Genomic DNA, 21,527 nt, shown 5'->3' with positions numbered 1-21,527 from the left:
TTCCCTTATAAGGTTGTAAAATATTTGCGGAATGTTAAGATGTTGCAAGGAAACCAAGCGATACATATCGAATCAACATAGAACCATGGGAAGAGGAGGCTTGCGTTATGGCAATACAAGCGGGGATCATCGGCTACGGCCTGTCCGGGTCGGTGTTTCATGCACCTATCCTTAGAAGCGTGCCGGATTACAAGGTGCACACGGTTGTATCATCGGATCCGGACAAGGTCCACCAGGATATGCCCGATACGGCCGTTGTCGACAGCGTGGATGAGCTCTTGTCCATTCCGGATATCGATGTTGTCATCATTACGAGTCCGAATGCAACGCATTATGAATATACCCGGTTAGCCATCGAGGCCGGAAAGCATGTGGTCGTCGAGAAGCCGTTTACCGTAACATCCGCCGAAGCGGACGAGCTGATTGATCTGGCCAAGCAGAAGGGCGTGCTGCTGACGGTGTACCACAACCGCCGCTGGGACAATGATTTTCTGACCGTCCGCAATCTGCTGGAGACGGGAGCCTTAGGCAAGCTTTCCATCTATCAGTCGCAGTTCAGCCGCTACCGTCCGGAAGTTCAGTCGGAGCGGTGGAGGGAGCAAGGGATTGCCGGATCCGGGATCTTGTATGACTTAGGTTCGCATTTGATCGATCAGGCGCTGTTCCTGTTCGGCCTGCCGGAGACGCTCTGGGCGGACTTGAGAACGGAGCGCAAAGGGTCCAAAGCCCACGATTATTTTCATTTGGTGCTGGGTTATAAGACGTTTCGCGTCATTCTGCATTCCGGTTCGCTGGTACGGCAGGCAGGGCCGAAATTCGAGCTGCATGGCGATAAGGGAAGCTTCCTGAAATATGGAACGGATCCGCAGGAAGGCCAGCTGAAGCAGGGCATGCATCCCGGGGATGCGGGCTGGGGCGAAGACCAGCCGGACCAATACGGGGAGCTGGCTACCGAGCTGAGCGGGCTGGCGGTGCAAGGGGAGATTGAGACGCTGCCGGGACGCTATCAAGCTTTTTACCAGGGATTGGCCGAAGCAATCCTTAAAGGCGGTTCGCTGCCTGTCCAGCCTGAAGAAGCCCGCAATGTCATTCGGATGATCGAGTATGCCCTGCAGAGCCATCAGAAGGGCCGGTTGATCAAGATCACGTAAACATGCGGCCGCATCCGAAAACAGGACTGTCCTGGATTGACACATAGTTTGCTCCGATTTGTGGGATATTAGGTGATGCCACCCTTGGTACGTCTTTCATCAGGGGAGTCGATCCATATCACAACAATGAAGGAGAGAGAACGGATATGAAGAAACGTGGTATCCTTCGGCCGGCCCTTATGCTTCTTGTGAGCCTGGCGGTGACGCTGTCCATCTCCGGAGCTGCTTTGGCAGGCGGAAGCGGTCCGTTTCACTTTGGATTTAAGAAAAGCGTCAACGGCCAGCTGCCCTCGATCAATGAGGAGGGCTTCAAGGAGCTTCTGCAAAAATACGATGCGGTCTTCATGGGCGATGCCGAGCAAAAGGAGCTTTATCTTACGTTTGATAACGGGTATGAGAACGGGTATACCTCCCGTATTCTGGATACGCTTAAAGAGAAGAAGGTGCCTGCCACCTTTTTCGTGACCGGACATTATGTAAAGACACAGGAAGATCTGCTGAAACGGATGACGGCGGAAGGCCATATTATCGGCAACCATTCCTGGAATCACCCGGACGTGACCACGATCTCGGCAGAGAAGCTGACCGAGGAGCTGGAACGGGTGAAGAAGGAGGTTATGCGCATCACCGGCCAGCCGGACATGAAATATTTGCGCACGCCCCGCGGCATCTTCGATGAGCGGTCCCTGGCGACCAGCAAGCAGCTGGGGTACACCAATGTCTTCTGGTCGCTCGCGTATATGGATTGGGACGTGAAGTCCCAGCGCGGCGCGCAGTATGCTTACGATAAAGTGACCGCGCAGCTCCACCCCGGCGCCGTAATCCTGCTGCACTCCATCTCCAAGGACAACACGGAGGCGCTGGGACGGATCATTGACGAAGCAAGGAACCGGGGCTACGAGTTCAAGAGCCTCGATCAGATGCAAAAGAAATCCCCGTAAGCATATGCCGCATATGCTTACAGCGTGCAGACGCCATCCTGCCAGGAGGCCGTCTGCACGCTTTTTTTGTTATCGAATGCCCGCGGATGCTTCGCTTTCCGGAACGAATGTTTGGTATAATACCCTTCATATAGAACATGAACGAAGGAGACCATCATGCCTCATACTATCCAAATATCCGTCAGGCCGCTGGTGGAATATGTCTTTCGCAGCGGCAGCATTACCTCCGGTTTTCGCACGGCGACGTCCCTGACCGAGGGGACCCGTGCACATCAACAGGTACAGCGCGACTATGGCGAGAACGATCAGAAGGAAGTTCAGCTTGAAGCGGAGATTCCTTACGAGGATCTGCTGTTTGTGGTGGAAGGTCGCTGCGACGGCCTGATTCAAGAGGACGAGCGGATCATGATCGACGAGATCAAGTCGACCTCCGGCGATTTGGGCGAGATTACGGAGCACACGTACCCGGTTCATTGGGCTCAGGCCAAAATGTATGCCTATATGTACGCGAGGTTGCATGAGATTCCGACGATGGCCGTGAGACTGACCTACTTCCAGGTACCGAGCGGAGAGCGGAAGCAGTTCGTGCAGGAATGGAACTTCGCTCAGCTGGAATCCTTTGTGCTCGAGGTTGTGGCGGCCTACGCGCCTTACGCCAACCTGCTGCGGGAGCATGGCGAGCGGAGGGACCGGAGCATCCGCGAACTGAAGTTTCCGTTTCCCGCCTACCGCGAGGGACAGCGGAAGCTGGCCGGAGCCGTGTATAAAAGCATCGGGGAAGGACGAAGATTGTTTGCCAAAGCCCCTACGGGCATCGGCAAAACCATATCCACGCTGTTTCCTTCGGTCAAAGCGATCGGCGAGGGTCTGCTATCCCGGATTTTTTACCTGACGGCCAAGACGATTACCCGAACCACCGCGGAGGAAGCCATGGCGCGCATGGAGCGTCAAGGGCTCTGCATGCATACGGTCACGCTGACGGCGAAGGACAAGATCTGTTTCAGCGAAGCGGAAGGCTGCAGCCAGATGGGCTGCGCGTTCTCGGAGGGCTACTATGACCGGATTAATGACGCCATACTGGATTTGCTCTCGAATGAAACGTTGATCACGAGGCCCGTCGTTGAAGCGTATGCCCGCAAGCATACGGTGTGCCCGTTTGAATTCTCTCTGGATGCCGCGTACGCCGCCGATGCCGTCATCTGCGATTACAACTACGTGTTCGACCCGCGCGTCTCCTTCAAGCGGATGCCGGAGGACGTGAAGAAGCGCAGCGTGCTGCTCATTGACGAGGCGCACAACCTGGTCGACCGGGCGCGGGGGATGTTCTCGGCCGAGCTGAATAAGTCCGCGTTCCTGGAGCTGCAAAGGGCGTACAAAGAGAGCAATCCCGGGCTTTACAACACGGCGAAGCGGGTGAATAACCGCTTTAAGGTGCTGCGCAAGGTCAGCGAGGAGGAAGAGCGGATCGTCGGGTCCCAGCAGCCGGAGATGATGGTCGAGCTGCTGGAGGATTTCTCGCTCCAGGCAGAGGCCGAACTGATGACCGGCAAGAGCGGGGATGAGGCCGATGCGCTTTTGGAATGTTATTTTGCCGTGCAGGGGTATCTGCGCATCTCCAAGCTGTATGACGACCGCTTTGTCACGTATGCGGAGATGAGCGGGAGCGAGGTGTTTCTCAAGCTGTTTTGCCTGGACCCCTCTTATTTGCTCCAGCAGGCGGGTAAAAACTACCGCTCCAGCGTATTCTTCTCGGCAACGCTCATGCCGCTCGGATATTACCGCGACATGCTCGGAGCCGAGGAAGAGGATTACAGCCTCTCGATCCCCTCGCCCTTCTCTTCCGAGCAATTGGATGTTCGGATTTTGCCTTTATCGACGCGCTTCAAGGATCGGGAGCGCAATAGCGAGGCCATCGTTCGGATGCTGAGTGCCCTGGTTCAGGAAAAACCGGTGAATACCTTGATCTTCCTGCCGTCCTATCCCTACATGCAGGATATTCATGAGGCGTTTGCCAGAATGAATCCGGAAGCCCGTACCTTGCTCCAGGGGCATGGAATGAGCGAGGAGGAGCGGGAGGCGTTCCTGAATGCATTCCAGGCGGATGCGGAAGATCCGCTGATCGGCTTTGCCGTGATGGGCGGTATTTTCTCCGAAGGCATCGATTTGAAGGGAGAACGGCTTTCGAGCGTGGTGGTCATCGGCGTAGGATTGCCGCAGCTTTCCTTCGAGAATGATATCATCAAGGATTATTTTGATCGTACCGGCAAGAGGGGATACGATTACGCCTACGTGTACCCCGGCATGAACAAAGTGCTGCAGGCCGGAGGGCGCTTAATCCGATCGGAGCAGGACAGCGGGACGCTGACGCTCGTCGATGACCGCTTTCTGAATCGACAGTACGGGATGCTGCTGCCCGAGGAGTGGAGGCATTACAGGCGCATCTAATTTTTTCATGGGATGTTGACACCTGGAAATACGAACCCTATAATACGGATATATTAATTAAGCTGAAGGAGGCTGATGTCAAATGGTTATGATGCATAGTGGATGTGTCGCATTGACGTTGGTCTCTTTGGACGGGAAATTCTAATGGTAACCGGGGTGTAAGGCATTGGGTTTAACATGTCTTCATCTCCGTACCTAAGAACCCGCAGGAGACCGTGCTTGGTATCCTGCGGGTTTTTTGTGTCTATGCAAGGCTCCGGTATGATCTTTGGCGGTTTGGCCGCCGAGGATCGATGCCTTCTTCCTGCATAGTCTCAGATCAGCCGCGGATACAAATCTGCGGTTTTTTTGTGTTTGATCATTTGTTAACAACCAATCCAACAACGATAAGGGGATATCACGAATTTGACGAAACAAGACATGACAACGTTGCAAGCCTATGGATGGAATGAACATTGGCGTTTGATGGCCGCTCAGATCCCGAAGCAGGACAAGGCGCTGGTTCCGGCCCGCATTACGGCCCAATTCTCGAAGCAGTACCGCATTATCACCCAAGAGGGTGAACATACGGCCATTGTCACAGGCAAGTATGAATACGAAGCGGGCAGCAAAAGCGACTTTCCCGCAGTCGGAGATTGGGTCATGGTGGAGCCGCTGCAGGGCGAATCCCGTGCCGTCATTCATCATCTGCTGCCCCGCCAATCCGCCGTCACGCGCAGGGAGGCAGGAAGCGTGCCGGATGAGCAGATCATTGCGGCCAACATGGATACCGTGTTTATCATTAACGCGCTCAACAAGGATTTTAATGTTCGCCGGATTGAACGCTATCTGATTGCGGTCTGGGAGAGCGGTGCCGCACCGGTCGTGCTGCTCACCAAGGCGGACCTATGCGAATCGCCGGAAGCGTACGTCGCGGAGGTAGAGGCGGTTGCTCCGGGCGTGCCGGTCCATGCGGTAAGCTCCCTGATGGATCAAGGGAAGGAGCAGCTTGGAGAGTATCTGGTGCAAGGGAAAACGGTCGCCATAACGGGTACCTCCGGTGCCGGCAAATCGACGCTGCTGAACTGGCTGTCCGGCCAGGAAATGCAGCGGGTTCAAGGGATACGCGAAGAGGACGCAAGAGGACGGCACACCACGACGCACCGGGAGCTTTTCGTGCTGCCGGGAGGCGCGATCATGGTGGATACGCCGGGCATGCGGGAGCTGCAGCTGTGGGATTCGGAAGAAGGCTTCGAGGCGACCTTCGCGGATATTTCCGCGCTGGCGCAGCAGTGCCGGTTCCATGATTGCCGTCATGAAACGGAGGCCGGCTGTGCGGTCCGGGAAGCGCTTCAGGACGGAACGCTGGATGCAAAGCGATATGCGAATTACAAGAAGACGGAGCGGGAGCTGGCCCATATCGCCCGCAAAGAGAGGGTAAGCAACCGCCGCCAGAACAAGAGCTCGGGCAAGTCGACGCGCAAGGGCGACCGAGGCCGCAAAGGGGCATATCAGCAGCTGCTGTACGATGATGAATAATGGATGTTAAGGGAAGGCCGGAGTCGATTTGACTTCGGTCATCTCTCGGGTATATAGTTAGGTAACCAAATAAATTGGCAATCTATCAATTTATTCGAGCTGTTGCCGAAAAGAGGTGGACCATGGCAGAGGATCAACATCCAGATTTACATAAAGAAATGAACGGCAACGAGGACCAACATTCGCGGGAAGGACCATGCATGAAGGGGGGCAGGCGGGAGGACAGCGTTGCCGGCAGGCTCTTGTACAGCATACGCATGTTCCACAAGCAGGAGTGGGATCAGCACTTGATTTCAGGGTATACACCCGGTGAGATTCGCGTTCTGATGGGACTTAAACATCATATCGAGCCCGATGGTCCCGGCATGAAAGTGTCCGAGATCAGCAGCATGATGAATGTTACGTCGCCGACGATCACGCAATTCATTAATGCACTGGAGAGCAAGGGGCTGGTGGAGCGGGTGATGGATGCCCAGGATCGGCGAGCGGTCCGCGTGCAGCTGACGGAGGAAGGGAACCGCGTTGTCCAGCAAACCTATCAGAACGTCAAGAACAGCTTTAACGAGCTGGTGGATTTCCTCGGGGAAGAGGACAGCGTCAAACTGACGGAGCTGCTGACGAAGGTATATCATTTTCATGAACAAAAACGCAAATCGAACGAAACGACTTCAGACAACGAGTAGGGGTGGGGGATTTGTTAAAGCTGTTTCACTATATGAAACCGTACCGGACAGCGGTCATTTTGGTCCTGCTGTTTACATTTTTCCAGTGTTTGTCTGATCTGTACTTGCCTACCTTGATGGCGGACATCGTGGATATCGGCATCGTGAAGGGAGACGTCCCTTATATTTGGCGCGTGGGCGGCTTTATGCTGCTGGTTGCGGCGGGGGGCATGATTTGCTCTATAGCCGCGAGTTATCTCGCATCCAAATCGGCTACCGGATTCGGGAAGATTCTTCGCGGGCGCGTGTTCTCCCATGTCGAGAATTTTACGCTGCAGGAGTTCGACAAGATCGGCGCGGCCTCGCTGATTACCCGTACAACGAACGACATTACGCAGGTGCAGCAGGTTACGATCATGATCCTTCGCATGATGGCGATTGCGCCGATGATGTGTATCGGGGGCATCGTGATGGCCGTGTCGAGAGATCCCGGACTGACAACGGTGCTGTTGATTGTCCTGCCGGTTCTGGCACTTGCTATTTTCCTGATCGCCAAAAAAGGCATTCCGCTCTTCAAAGCGATTCAGGTGAAGATCGATACGCTGAGCCGGGTGCTGCGGGAGAATCTGACCGGAATCCGGGTCATCCGTTCCTTTAACCGGATGGACCATGAGACGGTCCGCTTTAACGACGCGAACGAGGACCTGACGGCCACTTCGATCAAAGTCAATAAAATCATGGGGGCGATGATGCCCGTCATGATGCTGGTCATGAACTTTGCCACGCTGGCGATCGTCTGGTTCGGAGCCCACCGCATAGATGCCGAGCATATGAAGGTCGGCGACCTCATGGCGTTTCTCCAATACGCGATGATGATCATGTTCTCGCTGATCATGCTATCCGTCATGTTTGTCATGATTCCGCGCGCCCAGGCATCGGCGGTCCGGATCAATGAAGTATTGAACATGATGCCTGAGATCCACGATCCAGAACAGCCGCGCAATGCCGGCGTGTTGCAGGGATCGATCGAATTTCAGGATGTGACCTTCTATTATCCCGGCGCGGAGGAGCCCGCCATATCCGATATCTCTTTCCATGCCGGGCCGGGCGAAGTCACGGCGATCATCGGCGGAACCGGCTCGGGCAAATCCACGCTGATCAGCTTGATCCCGCGTTTCTATGACGTGACGTCGGGCCGGATTCTCGTCAACGGAACTGATATCCGCGACATGATGCAGGAGGATCTGCGGAACCGGATCGGATTCGTGCCGCAGAAGGCGCTGCTCTTCACCGGGACCATTGCGGAGAATATCCGCTACGGCAAAGAGGATGCCACGGACGAGGAGATCCGGCATGCAGCGAAGGTTGCCCAGGCCGCCGATTTCATTTCCTCCATGGAAGGCGAGTACGATGCCGAGATTTCGCAGGGCGGCAGCAACGTATCCGGGGGCCAGAAGCAGCGGCTCTCGATTGCAAGGGCGCTGGTTCGCAGACCCGAGATTTATGTGTTTGACGACAGCTTCTCGGCGCTGGATTTCAAGACGGACGCCAATCTTCGCGCAGCGCTTCGCGAGGAAACGACGGAGGCCACCGTTTTGATCGTTGCTCAGCGGGTCAGCACCGTCATGGACGCCGACCGGATTATCGTGCTGGACGAGGGACGCATTGCCGGCATCGGCACGCATGAGGAGCTCATGGCTTCCAGCGATGTGTACCGCGAAATCGTCACCTCGCAGCTGTCAGAGGAGGAGATCGCATGAGTGAGAAGAAACGGGGAGGACATCCTCGAGGACCGGGCGGTCCCTTTGGCGGCGGCCCGCACGGGCCCGGGATGCCAGGGGAGAAAGCCAAGGACTTCAAAGGCACGTTTCGCAGGTTAACGCGATATCTCAAGCCGCATACCGGCAAGCTGCTGATCGTCTTGATCGCAGCTATCCTCAGTACGATATTCAGCATCGTGAGCCCGAAAATATTGGGGGATGCCACCACGATCCTGTTCAAAGGCTTCATGGCTAAGATGCAAGGCGTGCCAGGTGCCGGGATCGATTTTGACGCCATTCGGACGATCATGCTCTGGCTAGCAGGACTATATCTCTTAAGCTCGCTGTTTGCGTACATCCAGCAGTATGTCATGGCCGGCGTGGCTCAGCGAACCGTATATGATTTGCGCAAGGATGTGTACAACAAACTCGGCCGCCTGCCGCTTAAATATTTCGACGCCCGCACGCATGGGGAAACGCTGAGCCGGGTGACCAATGATATGGACAATATCAGCAGCACGCTTCAGCAAAGCTTAACGCAGATGATTACGTCCGTGGTCACGCTGGTCGGCGTCATCGTCATGATGCTCACGATCAGCCCGCTGCTGACGTTGGTGGTTATTCTGACCCTCCCGCTCAGCGTGGTGGTGACCATCATGGTTGCCAAGCGCTCGCAGAAGCATTTCGTGGCCCAACAGAAGCATCTGGGTCAGCTGAACGGACATGTGGAGGAAATGTACACCGGTCATAAAGTAGTGAAGGCTTTCGGCCGTGAACGGCAGTCCATGGAGCAATTCGACGAGGTTAACGACAAACTCTATGATGCCGGTTGGAAAGCCCAGTTTATATCGGGCACCATCATGCCGCTCATGAGTTTTGTCGGCAATATCGGATATGTGATCGTCAGCGTCGTCGGCGGTGTTTTGGTTACCCGCCGGGCGATCGAGATCGGGGATATTCAGGCCTTCATTCAATATTCGCGCCAATTTACGCAGCCGATTACTCAGCTTGCGAACATCGCAAACGTCATTCAATCCACCGTAGCCTCGGCAGAGCGCGTGTTCGAAGTGCTGGACGAGGAAGAAGAGGTGTCAGAGCATACCGCTCCTGCCGAGCTTAAGCAGCCGCTTGGCGACGTGACCTTCGAGAACGTGAGCTTCGGCTATAAAGCGGACCAGCTTCTCATCGAAAATATGAATGTGGACGTGAAGCACGGCCAAACGGTCGCGATTGTCGGTCCGACCGGTGCAGGGAAGACCACGCTCATTAATCTGCTGATGCGGTTCTATGAGCTGAATCAGGGCAAAATTACGATAGACGGCACGGATATTACGGCTCTTCGGCGCAGTGAACTGCGCAGCCTGTTCGGAATGGTGCTGCAGGATACCTGGCTCTTTAACGGGACGATCCGGGATAATATCGGATACGGACGGGAAGGCGCCACGGAACAAGAGATCATCCGGGCGGCTGAAGCGGCTCATGCGGATCATTTCATCCGGACGCTTCCGGAGGGCTACGATACCGTTCTGAACGAGGAAGCCTCCAATATATCGCAAGGGCAGAAACAGCTTCTGACGATTGCGCGGGCCATTCTCGCCAACCCGTCGATTCTCATCCTTGATGAGGCCACCAGCAGCGTGGATACGCGGACGGAGCTTTATATCCAGAAAGCGATGAATGAGCTGATGAAGGACCGGACCAGCTTTGTCATTGCCCATCGGTTGTCCACGATCCGGGATGCCGACCTGATTCTGGTCATGAACAAGGGCAGCATCATCGAGCAGGGAACCCACGAAGAGCTGTTGTCCCAAGGCGGCTTCTACGCCGACCTGTATAACAGCCAATTCAGTGATCAGCATGAAGCCGGATAACGAGGCAAGGAAAGCTATGACAAGAAGACCCCTTCGATTGCGAAGCGGGTCTTCTTTTTTGTTGATTAACCGCTTCATAACAAAGGGTAATAATAGAAGCAAGCCAATCAGGCACGGATCAGAGGGAGGCGGGAATGATGTATCATCGGGCTTTGTTGGTGTATAACCGCAGTGCGGGTCAGCAGGAGACCCTGCAGCAGCTTGCGGCTGTCATCCCGATACTGGCGGAAGGCATCAAGGAGCTGGTATTGTTTCAGACCTCGGCGCCGGGAGAAGGGGAAGCCGTGTGCAGGGAGCAGGGGGAGGCGTATGAGCTCATCCTGGTTATGGGAGGAGACGGGTCGGTCAATGAGTGCGTGAACGGCATTGCAACTCTGGAACAACCGCCCCTTATCGGAATTCTGCCCGTGGGGACCTGCAACGACTTTGCCCGCTCCATGAATCTGCCGGTCGAGCTGACATCGGCAGCTCGAGCATTAATGAAGGGACAAGTCCGCGCATTGGATATCGGCATGGCGCATGACAGGGTGTTTACGAATTTTTTTGGCGTCGGGCTCATAACGGCCACTTCCGAGAACATCAACCCGGATCTGAAAGGAGCGCTTGGCAGGCTCAGTTATTTCATCAGCATGCTGCAAACCGTGCGATCGGCCGAGCCGTTCTCCTACAGGATGGAATATGACGGCCATTCCAGTGAAGGAGAAGCGATTATGATTTACATATCGAATGGACGATACTTGGGAACCCGCCCGCTGCCTTTTACATTCGATTCGTTGACGGACGGTTTGCTGGATGTGCTCATCATTCGCGAAGCCGGACTCCCCCTGTTAAAAGAGCTGCTAAGCCGTAAAATCGAAGGGGAGTGGAAGCCTGCCAACGAGAGCATCTCGTATGTGAGGGCCGCTTCGATCAAGCTGATAACGGATGGGCCCATGAAGGCCGACACGGACGGGGAGATATATATGGAGACGCCTGCGGCCGTATCCGTCAAGCCACGCCGCTTAAGGTTTTTGACAGGCTCGGAGTAAGCCGGCAGGCATATTTGATATTGCAATTTCATATGGTTCTTTTATAATGATGTTTATGTTTATATCTTTAAAGGGAGCCATGATCATTATTGAATAAGTCCGAACTGAACCGAATTACGCAAGAGCTTCTACGTCGGTCGGGCAGCAGTGTCACCGTGGAGATGGAGGCGTATTTTCCAGGGGGCCGGTTAATCGGCGGAAAATATGTGATGCATTCGCACAGCGTGACGATGTATACCGAAGTCATACGCCAGCAGTGCTTGCAGCTGTTTGGCACGCTTGAGCCGTTCCATGCCTATTTTGCGGTGGTATTCGCACATGAGCTGGGCCATTCAATGGACATGACCCTGACAGAGCTGTGCGACCGGATGGATCAAACGGTGGATGAATGGGATCAGAGGCAGCTCGCGCTTCAAATCGAGGAAAATGCTTGGAATAACGCCATGCCTTGGATCCAGGATATCGATCCCGATTTCATACAGGTCATCGTGGATCAGTCGCTTGCGGCATACCGCGAGGAGCTGGCGCCGGAAATCGCATAGGCTGTCGTGCAAAGAGCATCTTCGCCATATCAAGACACAGGCACCCGTCAGGGTGCCTTTTTGAATGAAAGAATAAATCTGCAGAGATTTGCCGTCCGAATCTCGTAGGTGCTGCTAATCTCGCAAGTGATGTATAAAAAAGAAGTGAAGCCCGGTGGCTTCACTTCTTTTTGGTTTAGGGTCCTCTTAAGGCGCGGTGGGCTGGGATTATTAGCTCTCCGGGTCCAATTGCTTCAACGGCTCAATAGCCGGTCCTTCCAGCACCTCGCCGTTATGGCGGAAGCGTGATCCGTGGCAAGGGCAATCCCATGAACGTTCGCCCTCGTTCCATTCCACCTCGCAGCCGAGATGGGTACAGGTGGTATCCACAAGATAGAGGTTTCCTTGATCATCCTTATAGGCCCCGGCACGCTGCCCGTTATGGCGGACGACGGCGCCTTCGCCTGGCTTCAGTTCAGTAATATCGGCGTGGGACATTTCGAACTTGCCGGCAACGAAATCCTTCGCAACCATGGCATTTTGCGCGACGAATGTTTTGATGCTCGGGTCTGCCTTGAAGCGGGACGGGTTAAAGACGTCGGCATAACGGTTATCTTTCTCCAGTATTTGATCGCAAATGATCTTCGCGGCCAATGTTCCCGTTGTCATCCCCCATTTCCGGAAGCCTGTCGCGACAAAGATCCGGTCCTGATTGGACGTGATCGGCCCGATATAAGGCATGTTGTCCAGCGTGATCAGGTCCTGGGTCGACCAGCGATAAGGAATGGCGGAAGCGCCCAACAGATTTCCTGCAAAAAGCTCCAGGTTTTCGTAATGCTGATGGGTACAGATGCTGCGTCCCGTCGGATGGTTCTCGCCGCCGACGATAACCAGCTCCTCGCCGTTATAGGTAGCCGACCGCAGGGAACGGGTCGGCTGATCCACGCTCAGGAACATCCCGCCTGGATAAGCGGTTTCGGGTTTGACGGCAACCGCATAGGAACGTTCCACATGCAGCCGCGTGAAGTACAGTCCTTTCCCGTCATAGAACGGAAAATGAGACGCGGATACGGCGTGGTTGCAAGTAATCCGGTGGCCGCCCCGTTTGGTGAGCAGCGTGATCGGTCCGTCGGTTTCGACTTTTTCATCCATGGTCGTATTCTCATAGATTCGTCCACCGAGCTTCAGGAATTGTTCCGTCAGATGCTTAAGATATTGCAGGGGATGGAACTGATATTGCCCCGGCATCTTGATCGCTCCACGGACGGGCATAGGCAGAGGAAGGCTTTCCTGCCATTCTCCCGGGATGCCGAGCTTCTCGTAGGCTTTGATTTCGTCCTCCAGCTTGGAGAGGTATTTGTCTTCCGTTTGAGCGTAAATATAGGCATCCTCCAGCTTTAGCCCAAACTTCTCCTCGTCGCCGCCAACAATGTCCCTAATGAATTCAATCGCTTCCCGATTCCCTTCGTAATAGAGCCTTGTCTTCTCATCCCCGAAATGATTCAGGAATTCATGATAAATCAGCCCGTGCTGGGCCGTGACTTTGGCTGTTGTATGGCCGGTGGTCCCGTTCAGGATTTGCCCTGCCTCGATCAGCACGACATCTTTACCTGCCTTGGCCAGCAGATAAGCGGTCGTGATGCCGGTTATGCCGGCCCCGACTACCGCCACATCCGTCTCGATATCTTCGGCCAAGCGGGGAAAGGTAGGCAGTTCAGTTGTAGCTACCCACAGCGACTCCGGAAATTGCGGCAGTTCCTGATGCGATGAATTGGATGGGTTCATTCACGATTCCTCCTTGGTTACTATGGGGATCACCCATAAACTCATTCTCTTGTCTTCATTATCACCACATGGGAATGATTAGAAACTATGCCATTTGGATGGAAAGAAGCTTCCTGAAGTTTTCTGGAGGATTGTAAATATTTTGGGACATTTATGCAGAACCTAGGGAGACAAGCGGGAGTTCACGGAAATATAAGAAAATGGGGGATGGTATCATGACCAGCGAACAGTATTTGAACGCGGACCAAGCCAAGAACTGCCTGAAGGAGCAGCTTAACCGCATCGGTGATATCGAGCAGCGCGAGCTGAAGAACGAGGGTGAACACGCGCTGCTGGTCTATTTAAAGAGCATGTGCGATCCTGTCATGATCAACGATAATTTGATTAACCGCTTTTATGAGCTAAATTCCTTGGACTTATACGAGCAATTCATCCGCTCCTTTCCATCGAGCATGGAGCCGAAAGATGAACAGGAATTGCTCCGCAATATACTGAGGGGCTGCGTTGCCATATTCATACAGGACACCGTGCTTCTTTTTGACGCCGTCTTGGTTAATGCCGGTTCCATCCAACCTGCCAGTACGGAGAACGTCATTCAGGGACCCGGCGATTCGTTTACGGAGAATATCGAGGTGAACCTGAACCTGGTTCGCCATCGATACCAAACCACCGATTTGAAGACGGAATTCATGACCGTCGGCAAAATATCGCAGACCCGGATCATCATTATGTACGATGCGCTCAAAGTAGAAGAAGCGGTACTGCAGGAGCTTAAAAAGCGATTGTCCGAACTCAAAGCGGATATTGTGCAGTCGGCATCCGAAATCGAGAGACACACGATGCACCCCAGATTTCGGTTGTATCCTACGCTGATGCTGACCGAGCGCCCTGACCGGACCGTATTGAATATATCGCAAGGAAAGATTGCGGTATTAATGGATTCAACGGGGTATGCCCTTCTGCTGCCGGCCATATTCAATGATTTCTTTACCGCGATGGACGATAAAATCCAGCTTCCCCCGATCGGCTGGTTTCTCAAGGCCATTCGGTATATCGCCTTGTTTGTAACCGTGCTGATGCCAAGTTTTTACGTGGCATTCACCTCCTATAACCCGGAGATATTGAGGATGCAAGTTACGCTTCTCATTGCAGGAAGCCGGGCCACGGTGCCGTACCCGTCCTTCTTCGAAGTGATCTTTATGCTGCTCGCGATGGAATTTCTGACGGAGGCCAGCGTTCGGCTGCCCAAAGCGATTGGCCAGACCGCGACCACGGTCGGGGGTCTCATTCTGGGAACCGCCGCTACGGAGGCCGGACTGGTCAGCAACATCATGATCATTCTGGTGTCCGCGGTTGCCATAACGAATTTCGTCATCCCGATCACGATGATGAGCTCCGGCATCCGCGTTACGAAGTATCTCTTCATCGTGCTTGCCACCTTCTTCGGCTTGGTTGGCATCGTGTTGGGTGTGGTGGCCATGATCATGTACCTCACGAGCCTACGGTCCTTCGGCAAACCTTACTTGAAGATGTTTGCCGTGGATTGGAACAAGAAAGGAGACCAGCGAAGTGGTTAGAAACAAATATTTTTATTACCTCTTCCTGCTCAACGCAACCATCAACCTGATTAATTATGTCCCCCGCATCTTGATTACGGATCGCTTTGACGGAGCGCTGATGTCGATCCTCGTATCCATCCCGATCGGGACCCTGATTATGTTCGGCTTCGTAAAACTGATTCAGAAATTTCCGGGGCAAGGGCTGCCGGAGATTTTCCAATCGGTGATGCCGAAAGGGATATCCGGCATCCTGCTTGTGTTATACGGACTTGCGTGGTATTTCTCCAGCGTCATTACCTTGACCAGCTTCGTGGATATTACCAACCGTTACATCAGTCCGGACGTGTCTCCCTATATCGTTCTGATGGGATTTCTGGTGGTTGTGGCGCTTAGCGCCAGGCTCGATTCCGAATCGATTCTTTACGGGTTGGAGATGATTTTGTACATCACCGTTCCTCTGATTGCCTATATGTCATGGCGCGTCTTCAGCAATCCGTATTTCAGCTGGGATGCCGTGAGGCAGATCATTACCCATGCCTGGAATTTGCCTAATTACGGGACGGTTGCGGCAGCAACCTATATTTTTACGGGATACGTGAACATGGTGGTATTCAACCGGATCTTTCACCGATTCAGAGTCCGCCATATTTGGGCGATCGTGGTAGTCAGCATACTGACCCTTCTCGTTTCGATGTTCGCGCCCATCGGGATATTGGGAGCCGCAGGAGCCGGAGGACACGTGTATCCGGCCTTATCGACGATAGACGCACTGCGGATCCGTTATTTCATCGTTGAACGGATGATTTATGTCTTCTACGTGGCATATATGTGCCTTTCCCTCGTGAATTCCATCATACACTGGCATGTTGGCAAGGAATTGATCCTGGGGGGCTTCGGTTTATCGGGGGTTCAGGGCAAATCGATAGATAAAAAGCGAAAAGTCGAATGGTGGGTCCTGGTGCTCTTTTCCCTTATTACCTTCGGAACGTCGTTAATTGTGAATCAATACATATTGAACGATATGGCGATCGTATTCCTGGACGTCCGGTTTGGGGGCGAGTTCCTGCTGCTTGCCATGTTAATCTATGCGGTATGGAAGAAAAGGAGGAAGAGAGCATGAATGGCCTGAAACGAGGGCTGCTCTGTGTCATGTGCTGCTCTTTTTTGTTTCTGTCGGGCTGCGAATTTCGGGATATCGATCTCAGGCTATTCGTAGTATCCATAGGGATCGATGTCTCGGAGAAAAATCCCGAAATGCACCGTTTCAGCTTCAAAATCGCCATTCCTTCGGGCGATCCGAAGACCGGGGACAAAAAATCCCTGCTCATTACGGAGGAATCGACAAGCATTGCGGAGGCGATCCGGGAGGTCAAATCCAAGGTGGATAAGGAGCTCGACTTCGGACATTGCAAGGGTGTGATGTACGGCGAGGCTTTCGCGCGAACAGATATCAGCAAAATTCAGGATTGGACCGTTCGGAGACGGGACATGCAGCTGCTCATGTATCCGGCTGTTGCCGTTCCTACCGCAGAAGCCGTATTGAAAGCGGAGCCTCCTACGGAGCGGATCGCCGGGAACGCCATATTTCTGGCGCTCAGCGAGGAAGGCACCGAATCCCCTTTTATCTCGAAGACCTATTCCTTCGATCTGAGCCGCCGAATGTTGGAGGAGGGGGAGGACCCGGTTATGCCCGTCGTGGAAACGACCGAAGACAAGGTTCTGAATATCGATAAAGTAGCCTTGATGGACAAGAACAAAGTGAAGTACATCCTGACCCCGGATGAAACCAGGCTGTACAATCTGCTGGACCTCCGGAATTTAAGCACGAATTTCGGAACGAAGATTGGCGGCAAATTGCTTGAAGTGAACACGGACAGAACCCGGGCCAGATACAAGATCGTAACGGATAAACGAGGGGAAGGAACGATTGATTATAAGATAAGGATCACGGCGATATTGGAGGAGAAAGAGGATCCCGCGCAGCTGGATCCGAGGGATCTGGACAACATCGAAGCGCAATTCAACAAGGAATTATCCCAAGCGGTCAAAAGCTTTTTGGAGAAAATTCAAAAAACAGGACTGGATCCGCTGGGTTTCGGCCTCCGGTATGGCGGCACGCATTGGAACAACCGGACGGAGATGGAGGAATGGGCTGCCATTTATCCGAATGCCAAGTTTAATGTATCGGTCAAGGTGAAAATAAAGTCTACCGGCTACAAACGCTAGGCGGGGGATATCTGTTTATCGTACAGGAAGATGTTACAATAAGGATAAGCATCTATCTTGTATGAAGGAGGTTTCACATATGGAATTCAGAAGATTGGGCGGAAGCGGACTGAAGGTTAGCGATATCAGCCTCGGGAGCTGGCTGACCTACGGGGGATACGTGGAACGGGAAAATGCGGTCAAGTCGATTCAGACTGCCTATGGACTCGGCGTCAATTTTTTCGATACGGCGAACGTTTATGCTCAAGGAGCGGCCGAAGTCGTCGTGGGCGAGACGTTAAGGGCATTTCCGAGGGAATCCTATGTGCTGGCCACAAAGGTGTTCGGCAAGATGGGAGACGGACCGAATGATCAGGGACTGTCCCGCAAGCATATCAAAGAGCAGTGCGATGCCAGCCTGAAGCGGCTGGGCACCGATTACATCGACATCTACTACTGCCATCGATATCATGAGGAAACGCCGCTTGAGGAGACGCTTCGCGCGCTGGATGATCTTGTCCGGCAAGGCAAGGTGCTCTATGTCGGCGTCAGCATGTGGACGGCGGCCCAGATGGAAGCGGCCTTGGCTGTTGCGGACCGGTATTTACTGGACCGCATCGTGGTGAATCAGCCGCTGTATAACATGTTCGAGCGCAAGATCGAGGAGGAGATTATCCCGCTTGGCGAGAAGAAGGGGATTGGACAAGTCGTATACTCCCCGCTCGCTCAAGGGCTTCTGACCGGCAAGTACGCCTCGAAGCAGGACGTGCCGGAGAACAGCCGCGCGTCGAAGATTGGAGCAGACCGGCTCAAAATAAACGAAGATCGCATACAGAAGGTGCAGGCGCTGGGCCTTGTCGCAAGCGAGCTGGACATGACCGTCGGCCAATTGGCCTTGGCCTGGATTCTGCGCCAGAACAACGTAGCCAGCGCGCTGGTGGGCGCCAGCCGTCCGGAACAGGTGGAAGAGAACGTGAAGGCTTCCGGTATGAAATTGTCCTCGGATACGCTGGCTGTCATCGAGGACATCCTGAAGGCGGATCGGAATTAGGAGAGGATCAGGTCATTGATTTCGGGTGCGGAGCATACGCGGTTGCGCCCGCTTTCCTTGGCGCGGTACAGCTCGCGGTCCGCTTGCTGGAGCAGCTCCTTGGCATTTTTGGACCGGATCGTATCGGGATGCACGGCAGCGCCGATGGACACGGTGATTCGAATCTTGGCTCCGTCTTCAAGGGTGAAGACGTGGTCCTCTACCGCGGCTCGGATTCGTTCCGCGATCGCGGCCGTCTCGTCGATGGTGGCTTCCGGGACCAGTACCGAGAATTCCTCCCCGCCGTTGCGGGATACCTCGTCAAAAGAACGGGAATGATCCCTCAGCACTTTGCTGAGCTGCTGCAAAACGACATCTCCGGCCGCATGGCCGTAGGTGTCGTTTATTTGTTTGAAATGATCGATGTCCACGACCAGGACACCCAGCCGCTCGCTGAAATGCTGGGCTTCGAGGAAGCGTTCCGACAACAGCTGCTCGAACTGGCGCAAATTGTGCAGGCTGGTCAGGTAATCCGTTTCCGCGTTCTTTTTCATCTGCAGGAACAGTTTATTCGAGGTGTTGATATACTCGGTCAGCATGTAGATGACCACCGTGGCCAGCACCGATATGACGAGCTGTTGCGTGAAGACGGTAAACACCTTTTGATGGTTCGGGATGTTCATCCACATAATGAACAAGATGACCAACATGCTGGATAGGCTCATTAGCAGCATTTTGCTCAGACGATTCCAATGGGTGCGGGAGAGGATCCCGCAGACGACGCTGATCAGCAGCATGCCCGCACCTGCAATAGCCGAGGAAGCGGACATGCCGAACAGGATCAGCCGTCCAAGTGCAATCAGCATGCCGGCAATCAAGGACGGAAGCCATCCCAGGTAGGTCGCGATCACCATAATGGCCAGATGCCGCAAATCAGCAAAAAACCGCGGGTCGATGGGGAACGAGTAGTACATTAAAATGATCCCATAGATGCCAAAGAGCAGCCCGGCGTTGATCTTGACGGTGAAGGAGGGCACCACGACACCTGCGACATATTTTTGGGACAGCAGTCCGGATAAGTATAAGAACGTTACAAATATACAAAAATTGGTAAATAGTATATTAGTCATAGGGGATCATTCCTTTCACGTACCCTGCGGTAGGAACGACAGAGCGATGAAGACATTCACCCCTATTTTATCGGAAAATGGAATTGTATGTCGAATGATAAACGTAATTTCTGTTAATTTTCTGGGACCTGCAAGGGTAGGCGAACCTCGAACATCGTCAACTCTGTCGTACTGGTCACCTGGATCGTGCCATGATGGGCATCGACGATGGTTTTTACGATGGCCAGGCCAAGCCCCGAGCCGCCGGTTTGATCGGTCCGCGATTCATCTGCCCGGTAAAACCGCTCGAACAAGTGGGGGATGGCATGCTGGGGAATCGGAGGACCGTAGTTGATCACCTGCACGATGGCAAACTTGGGATCCTGCGATACTTTTAAATCCACACGCCCGGCCTCCCGTCCGTGCCTTACCGCATTGGACAGCAGATTCTCGAAGGTGCGCATCAGCTTATCCCCGTCCGATGAGATCATGATTTTCTCCACGGCAGGCGTAAACACGACCTGTACTCCTTCATGCTGCCCGGTCAATGAAAAGTCCACGGACAATTGGGCAAGCAGCTCAACCAAATTGATGTCCACACGGTTAATCGGGGAATACCCCATCCGGGTGTACTCAAACAAATCATTCACGAGGCCGCCCAGACGCAGCGATTTATCGTAGGCGATATCGGTGTAATAGCGGAGTTCGACCTCATCCTTGTAATGGTCTTCGTTGACCAGCCGCAAGTACCCGATGATGGAGGTGAGCGGGGTGCGCAGATCATGCGATACGTTGCTGATAAGCTCGTTTTTGGACTGGACCGCCATCAGCTCCTCTGCCAGCGACAGCTTGAGCTGCTGGGCCATTTGATTGATTTGCACGGCCATCTGGCCCAGCTCGTCGTTCGAGCTTACGATGATCGCCTGGTCCAACTCGCCCCTCGCCAAACGCTGCGTCCCCTGCATCAATTGATTGATTTGGCGAATGGTGCCTTGACTTAAGAGAAGCACCATGCAGATAAACAGCACGATGCCGATGATCGTCGGGACGACCGGAAAGCCGAAGAAACTCGACAGCGTGCGTTCCACTCTGAAAAGGGTGTCTACCCAGGGCTCCTTCCAATACTCCCGGCCGATCAATCGCATGATCTGCTGTGCGATGAACAATATGGACAAGGTCAAGGCACCGCTGGCGAAGAACAGCGTGATAATCTTCCACTGCAGCTTACGCATGGATTTTGTACCCGACGCCCCATACCGTTTGGATGAGTTTATAACCGAGTTCCTTCTCGAGCTTGTCCCTCAGGTTGCTGATATGAACCATGACCGTATTGTTGGAGACGTAATATTTTTCCTTCCAGACCTGCTGGAAGATATCCTCGGCGCTAAAGATTCTCCCCGGCTGACGGGCAAGCAAGTACAAAATCTCGAATTCCCTGGCCGTCAGGGAGATCGCACGGCCATTGGCCGTTACTTCATGCGTTGTCCGGTTAATGTCGAGCCCGTCGATCCGGATCCGGTCGCTGTCCCCCTGGTGAAGGTCCACGTTGTACTGGGTGGAGCGCCGCAGCAGCGTTTTGACCCGTGTCGTCAGTTCCAGCGGATTGAACGGTTTAATCATATAATCATCCGCGCCTGTCATGAGCCCCAGTATTTTATCCATATCCTCGCTCTTCGCGCTCAGCATCAGAATGGGAATGGACGAGGTTTCCCGGATTCTGCGGCAGGTGTCGATCCCGTTCAGCTTGGGCATCATGACGTCCAGAATCACGAGATCTATCATTCCGTTGTTCGAGGTCATGGCCTGCAGGGCTTCTTCCCCGTCGTGGGCTTGGATTACGCGGTATCCCTCATTCTCCAGATAAATGGAGATCAGCCCGGATATTTCTTTATCGTCATCTACGATTAATACGCTTCTCATTCGATATCCTCCCGTACATCTC

18 protein-coding genes are annotated in these 21,527 nt (G+C 53.8%); 13 read left to right on the top strand and 5 right to left on the bottom strand.

The genetic code is table 11. The features are described 5' to 3' along the window. The first annotated feature begins 107 nt into the window (after positions 1-107). The gene (locus P0X86_RS30985) at positions 108-1,151 is read left to right on the top strand and encodes an oxidoreductase (RefSeq protein WP_277747262.1); all 1,044 of its coding nucleotides are present in this window, start codon (positions 108-110) and stop codon (positions 1,149-1,151) included. A gap of 146 nt (positions 1,152-1,297) precedes the next feature. Next, positions 1,298-2,092, top strand: a complete 795-nt coding sequence (pdaA, locus tag P0X86_RS30980; RefSeq protein ID WP_096775799.1) for a delta-lactam-biosynthetic de-N-acetylase — start codon at positions 1,298-1,300, stop codon at positions 2,090-2,092. Positions 2,093-2,109: 17 nt separating this feature from the next. On the opposite strand, the gene P0X86_RS30975 is transcribed toward pdaA, so the two are convergent. After that, entirely contained in the window at positions 2,110-2,250 is a 141-nt protein-coding gene (locus P0X86_RS30975; protein ID WP_192570350.1) for a hypothetical protein, read from the bottom strand. Here P0X86_RS30975 and P0X86_RS30970 point away from each other — a divergent pair. From P0X86_RS30970 to P0X86_RS30940, 7 genes are all read left to right on the top strand, one after another. Beyond that, positions 2,249-4,537, top strand: a complete 2,289-nt coding sequence (locus P0X86_RS30970; RefSeq protein WP_277747261.1) for an ATP-dependent DNA helicase — start codon at positions 2,249-2,251, stop codon at positions 4,535-4,537. The genes P0X86_RS30975 and P0X86_RS30970 overlap by 2 nt on opposite strands. Positions 4,538-4,942: 405 nt before the next feature. Beyond that, complete coding sequence (gene rsgA / locus P0X86_RS30965; protein ID WP_277747260.1) at positions 4,943-6,055, top strand: ribosome small subunit-dependent GTPase A; 1,113 nt, start codon at positions 4,943-4,945, stop codon at positions 6,053-6,055. Positions 6,056-6,177: 122 nt separating this feature from the next. Continuing rightward, entirely contained in the window at positions 6,178-6,738 is a 561-nt protein-coding gene (locus tag P0X86_RS30960; protein ID WP_213580705.1) for a MarR family winged helix-turn-helix transcriptional regulator, read from the top strand. An 11-nt stretch (positions 6,739-6,749) separates the two neighbouring features. Continuing rightward, the gene (locus P0X86_RS30955; RefSeq protein ID WP_277747259.1) at positions 6,750-8,477 is read left to right on the top strand and encodes an ABC transporter ATP-binding protein; all 1,728 of its coding nucleotides are present in this window, start codon (positions 6,750-6,752) and stop codon (positions 8,475-8,477) included. After that, complete coding sequence (locus tag P0X86_RS30950) at positions 8,474-10,348, top strand: ABC transporter ATP-binding protein (protein ID WP_277747258.1); 1,875 nt, start codon at positions 8,474-8,476, stop codon at positions 10,346-10,348. The genes P0X86_RS30955 and P0X86_RS30950 overlap by 4 nt, the downstream gene beginning before the upstream one ends. A gap of 134 nt (positions 10,349-10,482) precedes the next feature. After that, positions 10,483-11,376: a diacylglycerol/lipid kinase family protein gene (locus tag P0X86_RS30945; protein WP_277747257.1), complete on the top strand. Its 894-nt coding sequence runs from the start codon at positions 10,483-10,485 to the stop codon at positions 11,374-11,376. 89 nt (positions 11,377-11,465) lie between these two features. Continuing rightward, positions 11,466-11,918 (top strand): hypothetical protein, encoded by a 453-nt coding sequence (locus tag P0X86_RS30940; RefSeq protein ID WP_090909828.1) that lies wholly within the window; start codon positions 11,466-11,468, stop codon positions 11,916-11,918. A 210-nt stretch (positions 11,919-12,128) separates the two neighbouring features. Here the strand turns inward: P0X86_RS30940 and P0X86_RS30935 are convergent, their stop codons facing one another. After that, a complete protein-coding gene (locus tag P0X86_RS30935; RefSeq protein WP_192570355.1) occupies positions 12,129-13,682 on the bottom strand; it encodes an FAD-dependent oxidoreductase in 1,554 nt (517 codons plus the stop codon). A 215-nt stretch (positions 13,683-13,897) separates the two neighbouring features. Here P0X86_RS30935 and P0X86_RS30930 point away from each other — a divergent pair, with 215 nt between their 5' ends. The 4 genes from P0X86_RS30930 (at position 13,898) to P0X86_RS30915 (ending at position 18,497) form a co-directional block, all read left to right on the top strand. Beyond that, positions 13,898-15,259 (top strand): spore germination protein, encoded by a 1,362-nt coding sequence (locus tag P0X86_RS30930; RefSeq protein ID WP_277747256.1) that lies wholly within the window; start codon positions 13,898-13,900, stop codon positions 15,257-15,259. Continuing rightward, the gene (locus P0X86_RS30925; protein ID WP_277747255.1) at positions 15,252-16,361 is read left to right on the top strand and encodes a GerAB/ArcD/ProY family transporter; all 1,110 of its coding nucleotides are present in this window, start codon (positions 15,252-15,254) and stop codon (positions 16,359-16,361) included. Before P0X86_RS30930 ends, P0X86_RS30925 begins: the two co-directional genes overlap by 8 nt. Then, the gene (locus tag P0X86_RS30920; protein WP_192570358.1) at positions 16,358-17,467 is read left to right on the top strand and encodes a Ger(x)C family spore germination protein; all 1,110 of its coding nucleotides are present in this window, start codon (positions 16,358-16,360) and stop codon (positions 17,465-17,467) included. The genes P0X86_RS30925 and P0X86_RS30920 overlap by 4 nt, the downstream gene beginning before the upstream one ends. 79 nt (positions 17,468-17,546) lie before the next feature. Then, a complete protein-coding gene (locus tag P0X86_RS30915) occupies positions 17,547-18,497 on the top strand; it encodes an aldo/keto reductase family protein (RefSeq protein WP_192570359.1) in 951 nt (316 codons plus the stop codon). Here the strand turns inward: P0X86_RS30915 and P0X86_RS30910 are convergent. From P0X86_RS30910 to P0X86_RS30900, 3 genes are all read right to left on the bottom strand, one after another. After that, positions 18,494-19,606 carry a diguanylate cyclase gene (locus tag P0X86_RS30910; protein ID WP_213580699.1) on the bottom strand — a complete coding sequence of 371 codons (1,113 nt, stop codon included), beginning with the start codon at positions 19,604-19,606 and terminating at the stop codon, positions 18,494-18,496. The two genes, P0X86_RS30915 and P0X86_RS30910, sit on opposite strands and share 4 nt — an antisense overlap. A gap of 113 nt (positions 19,607-19,719) precedes the next feature. Then, the gene (locus P0X86_RS30905; RefSeq protein ID WP_277747254.1) at positions 19,720-20,817 is read right to left on the bottom strand and encodes a sensor histidine kinase; all 1,098 of its coding nucleotides are present in this window, start codon (positions 20,815-20,817) and stop codon (positions 19,720-19,722) included. Further along, positions 20,810-21,505, bottom strand: coding sequence for a response regulator transcription factor (locus tag P0X86_RS30900; RefSeq protein WP_096775812.1), 696 nt, complete (start codon positions 21,503-21,505; stop codon positions 20,810-20,812). The genes P0X86_RS30905 and P0X86_RS30900 overlap by 8 nt, the downstream gene beginning before the upstream one ends. Positions 21,506-21,527 lie beyond the last annotated feature (22 nt).

It is taken from the genome of Paenibacillus sp. BR1-192, from assembly GCF_029542445.1.
Taxonomy (GTDB): Bacteria; Bacillota; Bacilli; order Paenibacillales; family Paenibacillaceae; genus Paenibacillus_AQ; species Paenibacillus_AQ lautus_A.
This window is presented reverse-complemented; position numbering and strand designations above follow the sequence as displayed.

What these genes read in the sequence shown, in the direction of transcription:
- P0X86_RS30985 (WP_277747262.1), top strand. Translation starts at nt 108, where the DNA reads ATGGCAATACAAGCGGGGATCATCGGCTACGGCCTGTCCGGGTCGGTG.
- pdaA (WP_096775799.1), top strand. Translation starts at nt 1,298, where the DNA reads ATGAAGAAACGTGGTATCCTTCGGCCGGCCCTTATGCTTCTTGTGAGC.
- P0X86_RS30970 (WP_277747261.1), top strand. Translation starts at nt 2,249, where the DNA reads ATGCCTCATACTATCCAAATATCCGTCAGGCCGCTGGTGGAATATGTC.
- P0X86_RS30975 (WP_192570350.1), bottom strand. Translation starts at nt 2,250, where the DNA reads ATGATGGTCTCCTTCGTTCATGTTCTATATGAAGGGTATTATACCAAA.
- P0X86_RS30960 (WP_213580705.1), top strand. Translation starts at nt 6,178, where the DNA reads ATGGCAGAGGATCAACATCCAGATTTACATAAAGAAATGAACGGCAAC.
- P0X86_RS30950 (WP_277747258.1), top strand. Translation starts at nt 8,474, where the DNA reads ATGAGTGAGAAGAAACGGGGAGGACATCCTCGAGGACCGGGCGGTCCC.
- P0X86_RS30945 (WP_277747257.1), top strand. Translation starts at nt 10,483, where the DNA reads ATGATGTATCATCGGGCTTTGTTGGTGTATAACCGCAGTGCGGGTCAG.
- P0X86_RS30935 (WP_192570355.1), bottom strand. Translation starts at nt 13,682, where the DNA reads ATGAACCCATCCAATTCATCGCATCAGGAACTGCCGCAATTTCCGGAG.
- P0X86_RS30930 (WP_277747256.1), top strand. Translation starts at nt 13,898, where the DNA reads ATGACCAGCGAACAGTATTTGAACGCGGACCAAGCCAAGAACTGCCTG.
- P0X86_RS30920 (WP_192570358.1), top strand. Translation starts at nt 16,358, where the DNA reads ATGAATGGCCTGAAACGAGGGCTGCTCTGTGTCATGTGCTGCTCTTTT.
- P0X86_RS30915 (WP_192570359.1), top strand. Translation starts at nt 17,547, where the DNA reads ATGGAATTCAGAAGATTGGGCGGAAGCGGACTGAAGGTTAGCGATATC.
- P0X86_RS30910 (WP_213580699.1), bottom strand. Translation starts at nt 19,606, where the DNA reads ATGACTAATATACTATTTACCAATTTTTGTATATTTGTAACGTTCTTA.
- P0X86_RS30905 (WP_277747254.1), bottom strand. Translation starts at nt 20,817, where the DNA reads ATGCGTAAGCTGCAGTGGAAGATTATCACGCTGTTCTTCGCCAGCGGT.
- P0X86_RS30900 (WP_096775812.1), bottom strand. Translation starts at nt 21,505, where the DNA reads ATGAGAAGCGTATTAATCGTAGATGACGATAAAGAAATATCCGGGCTG.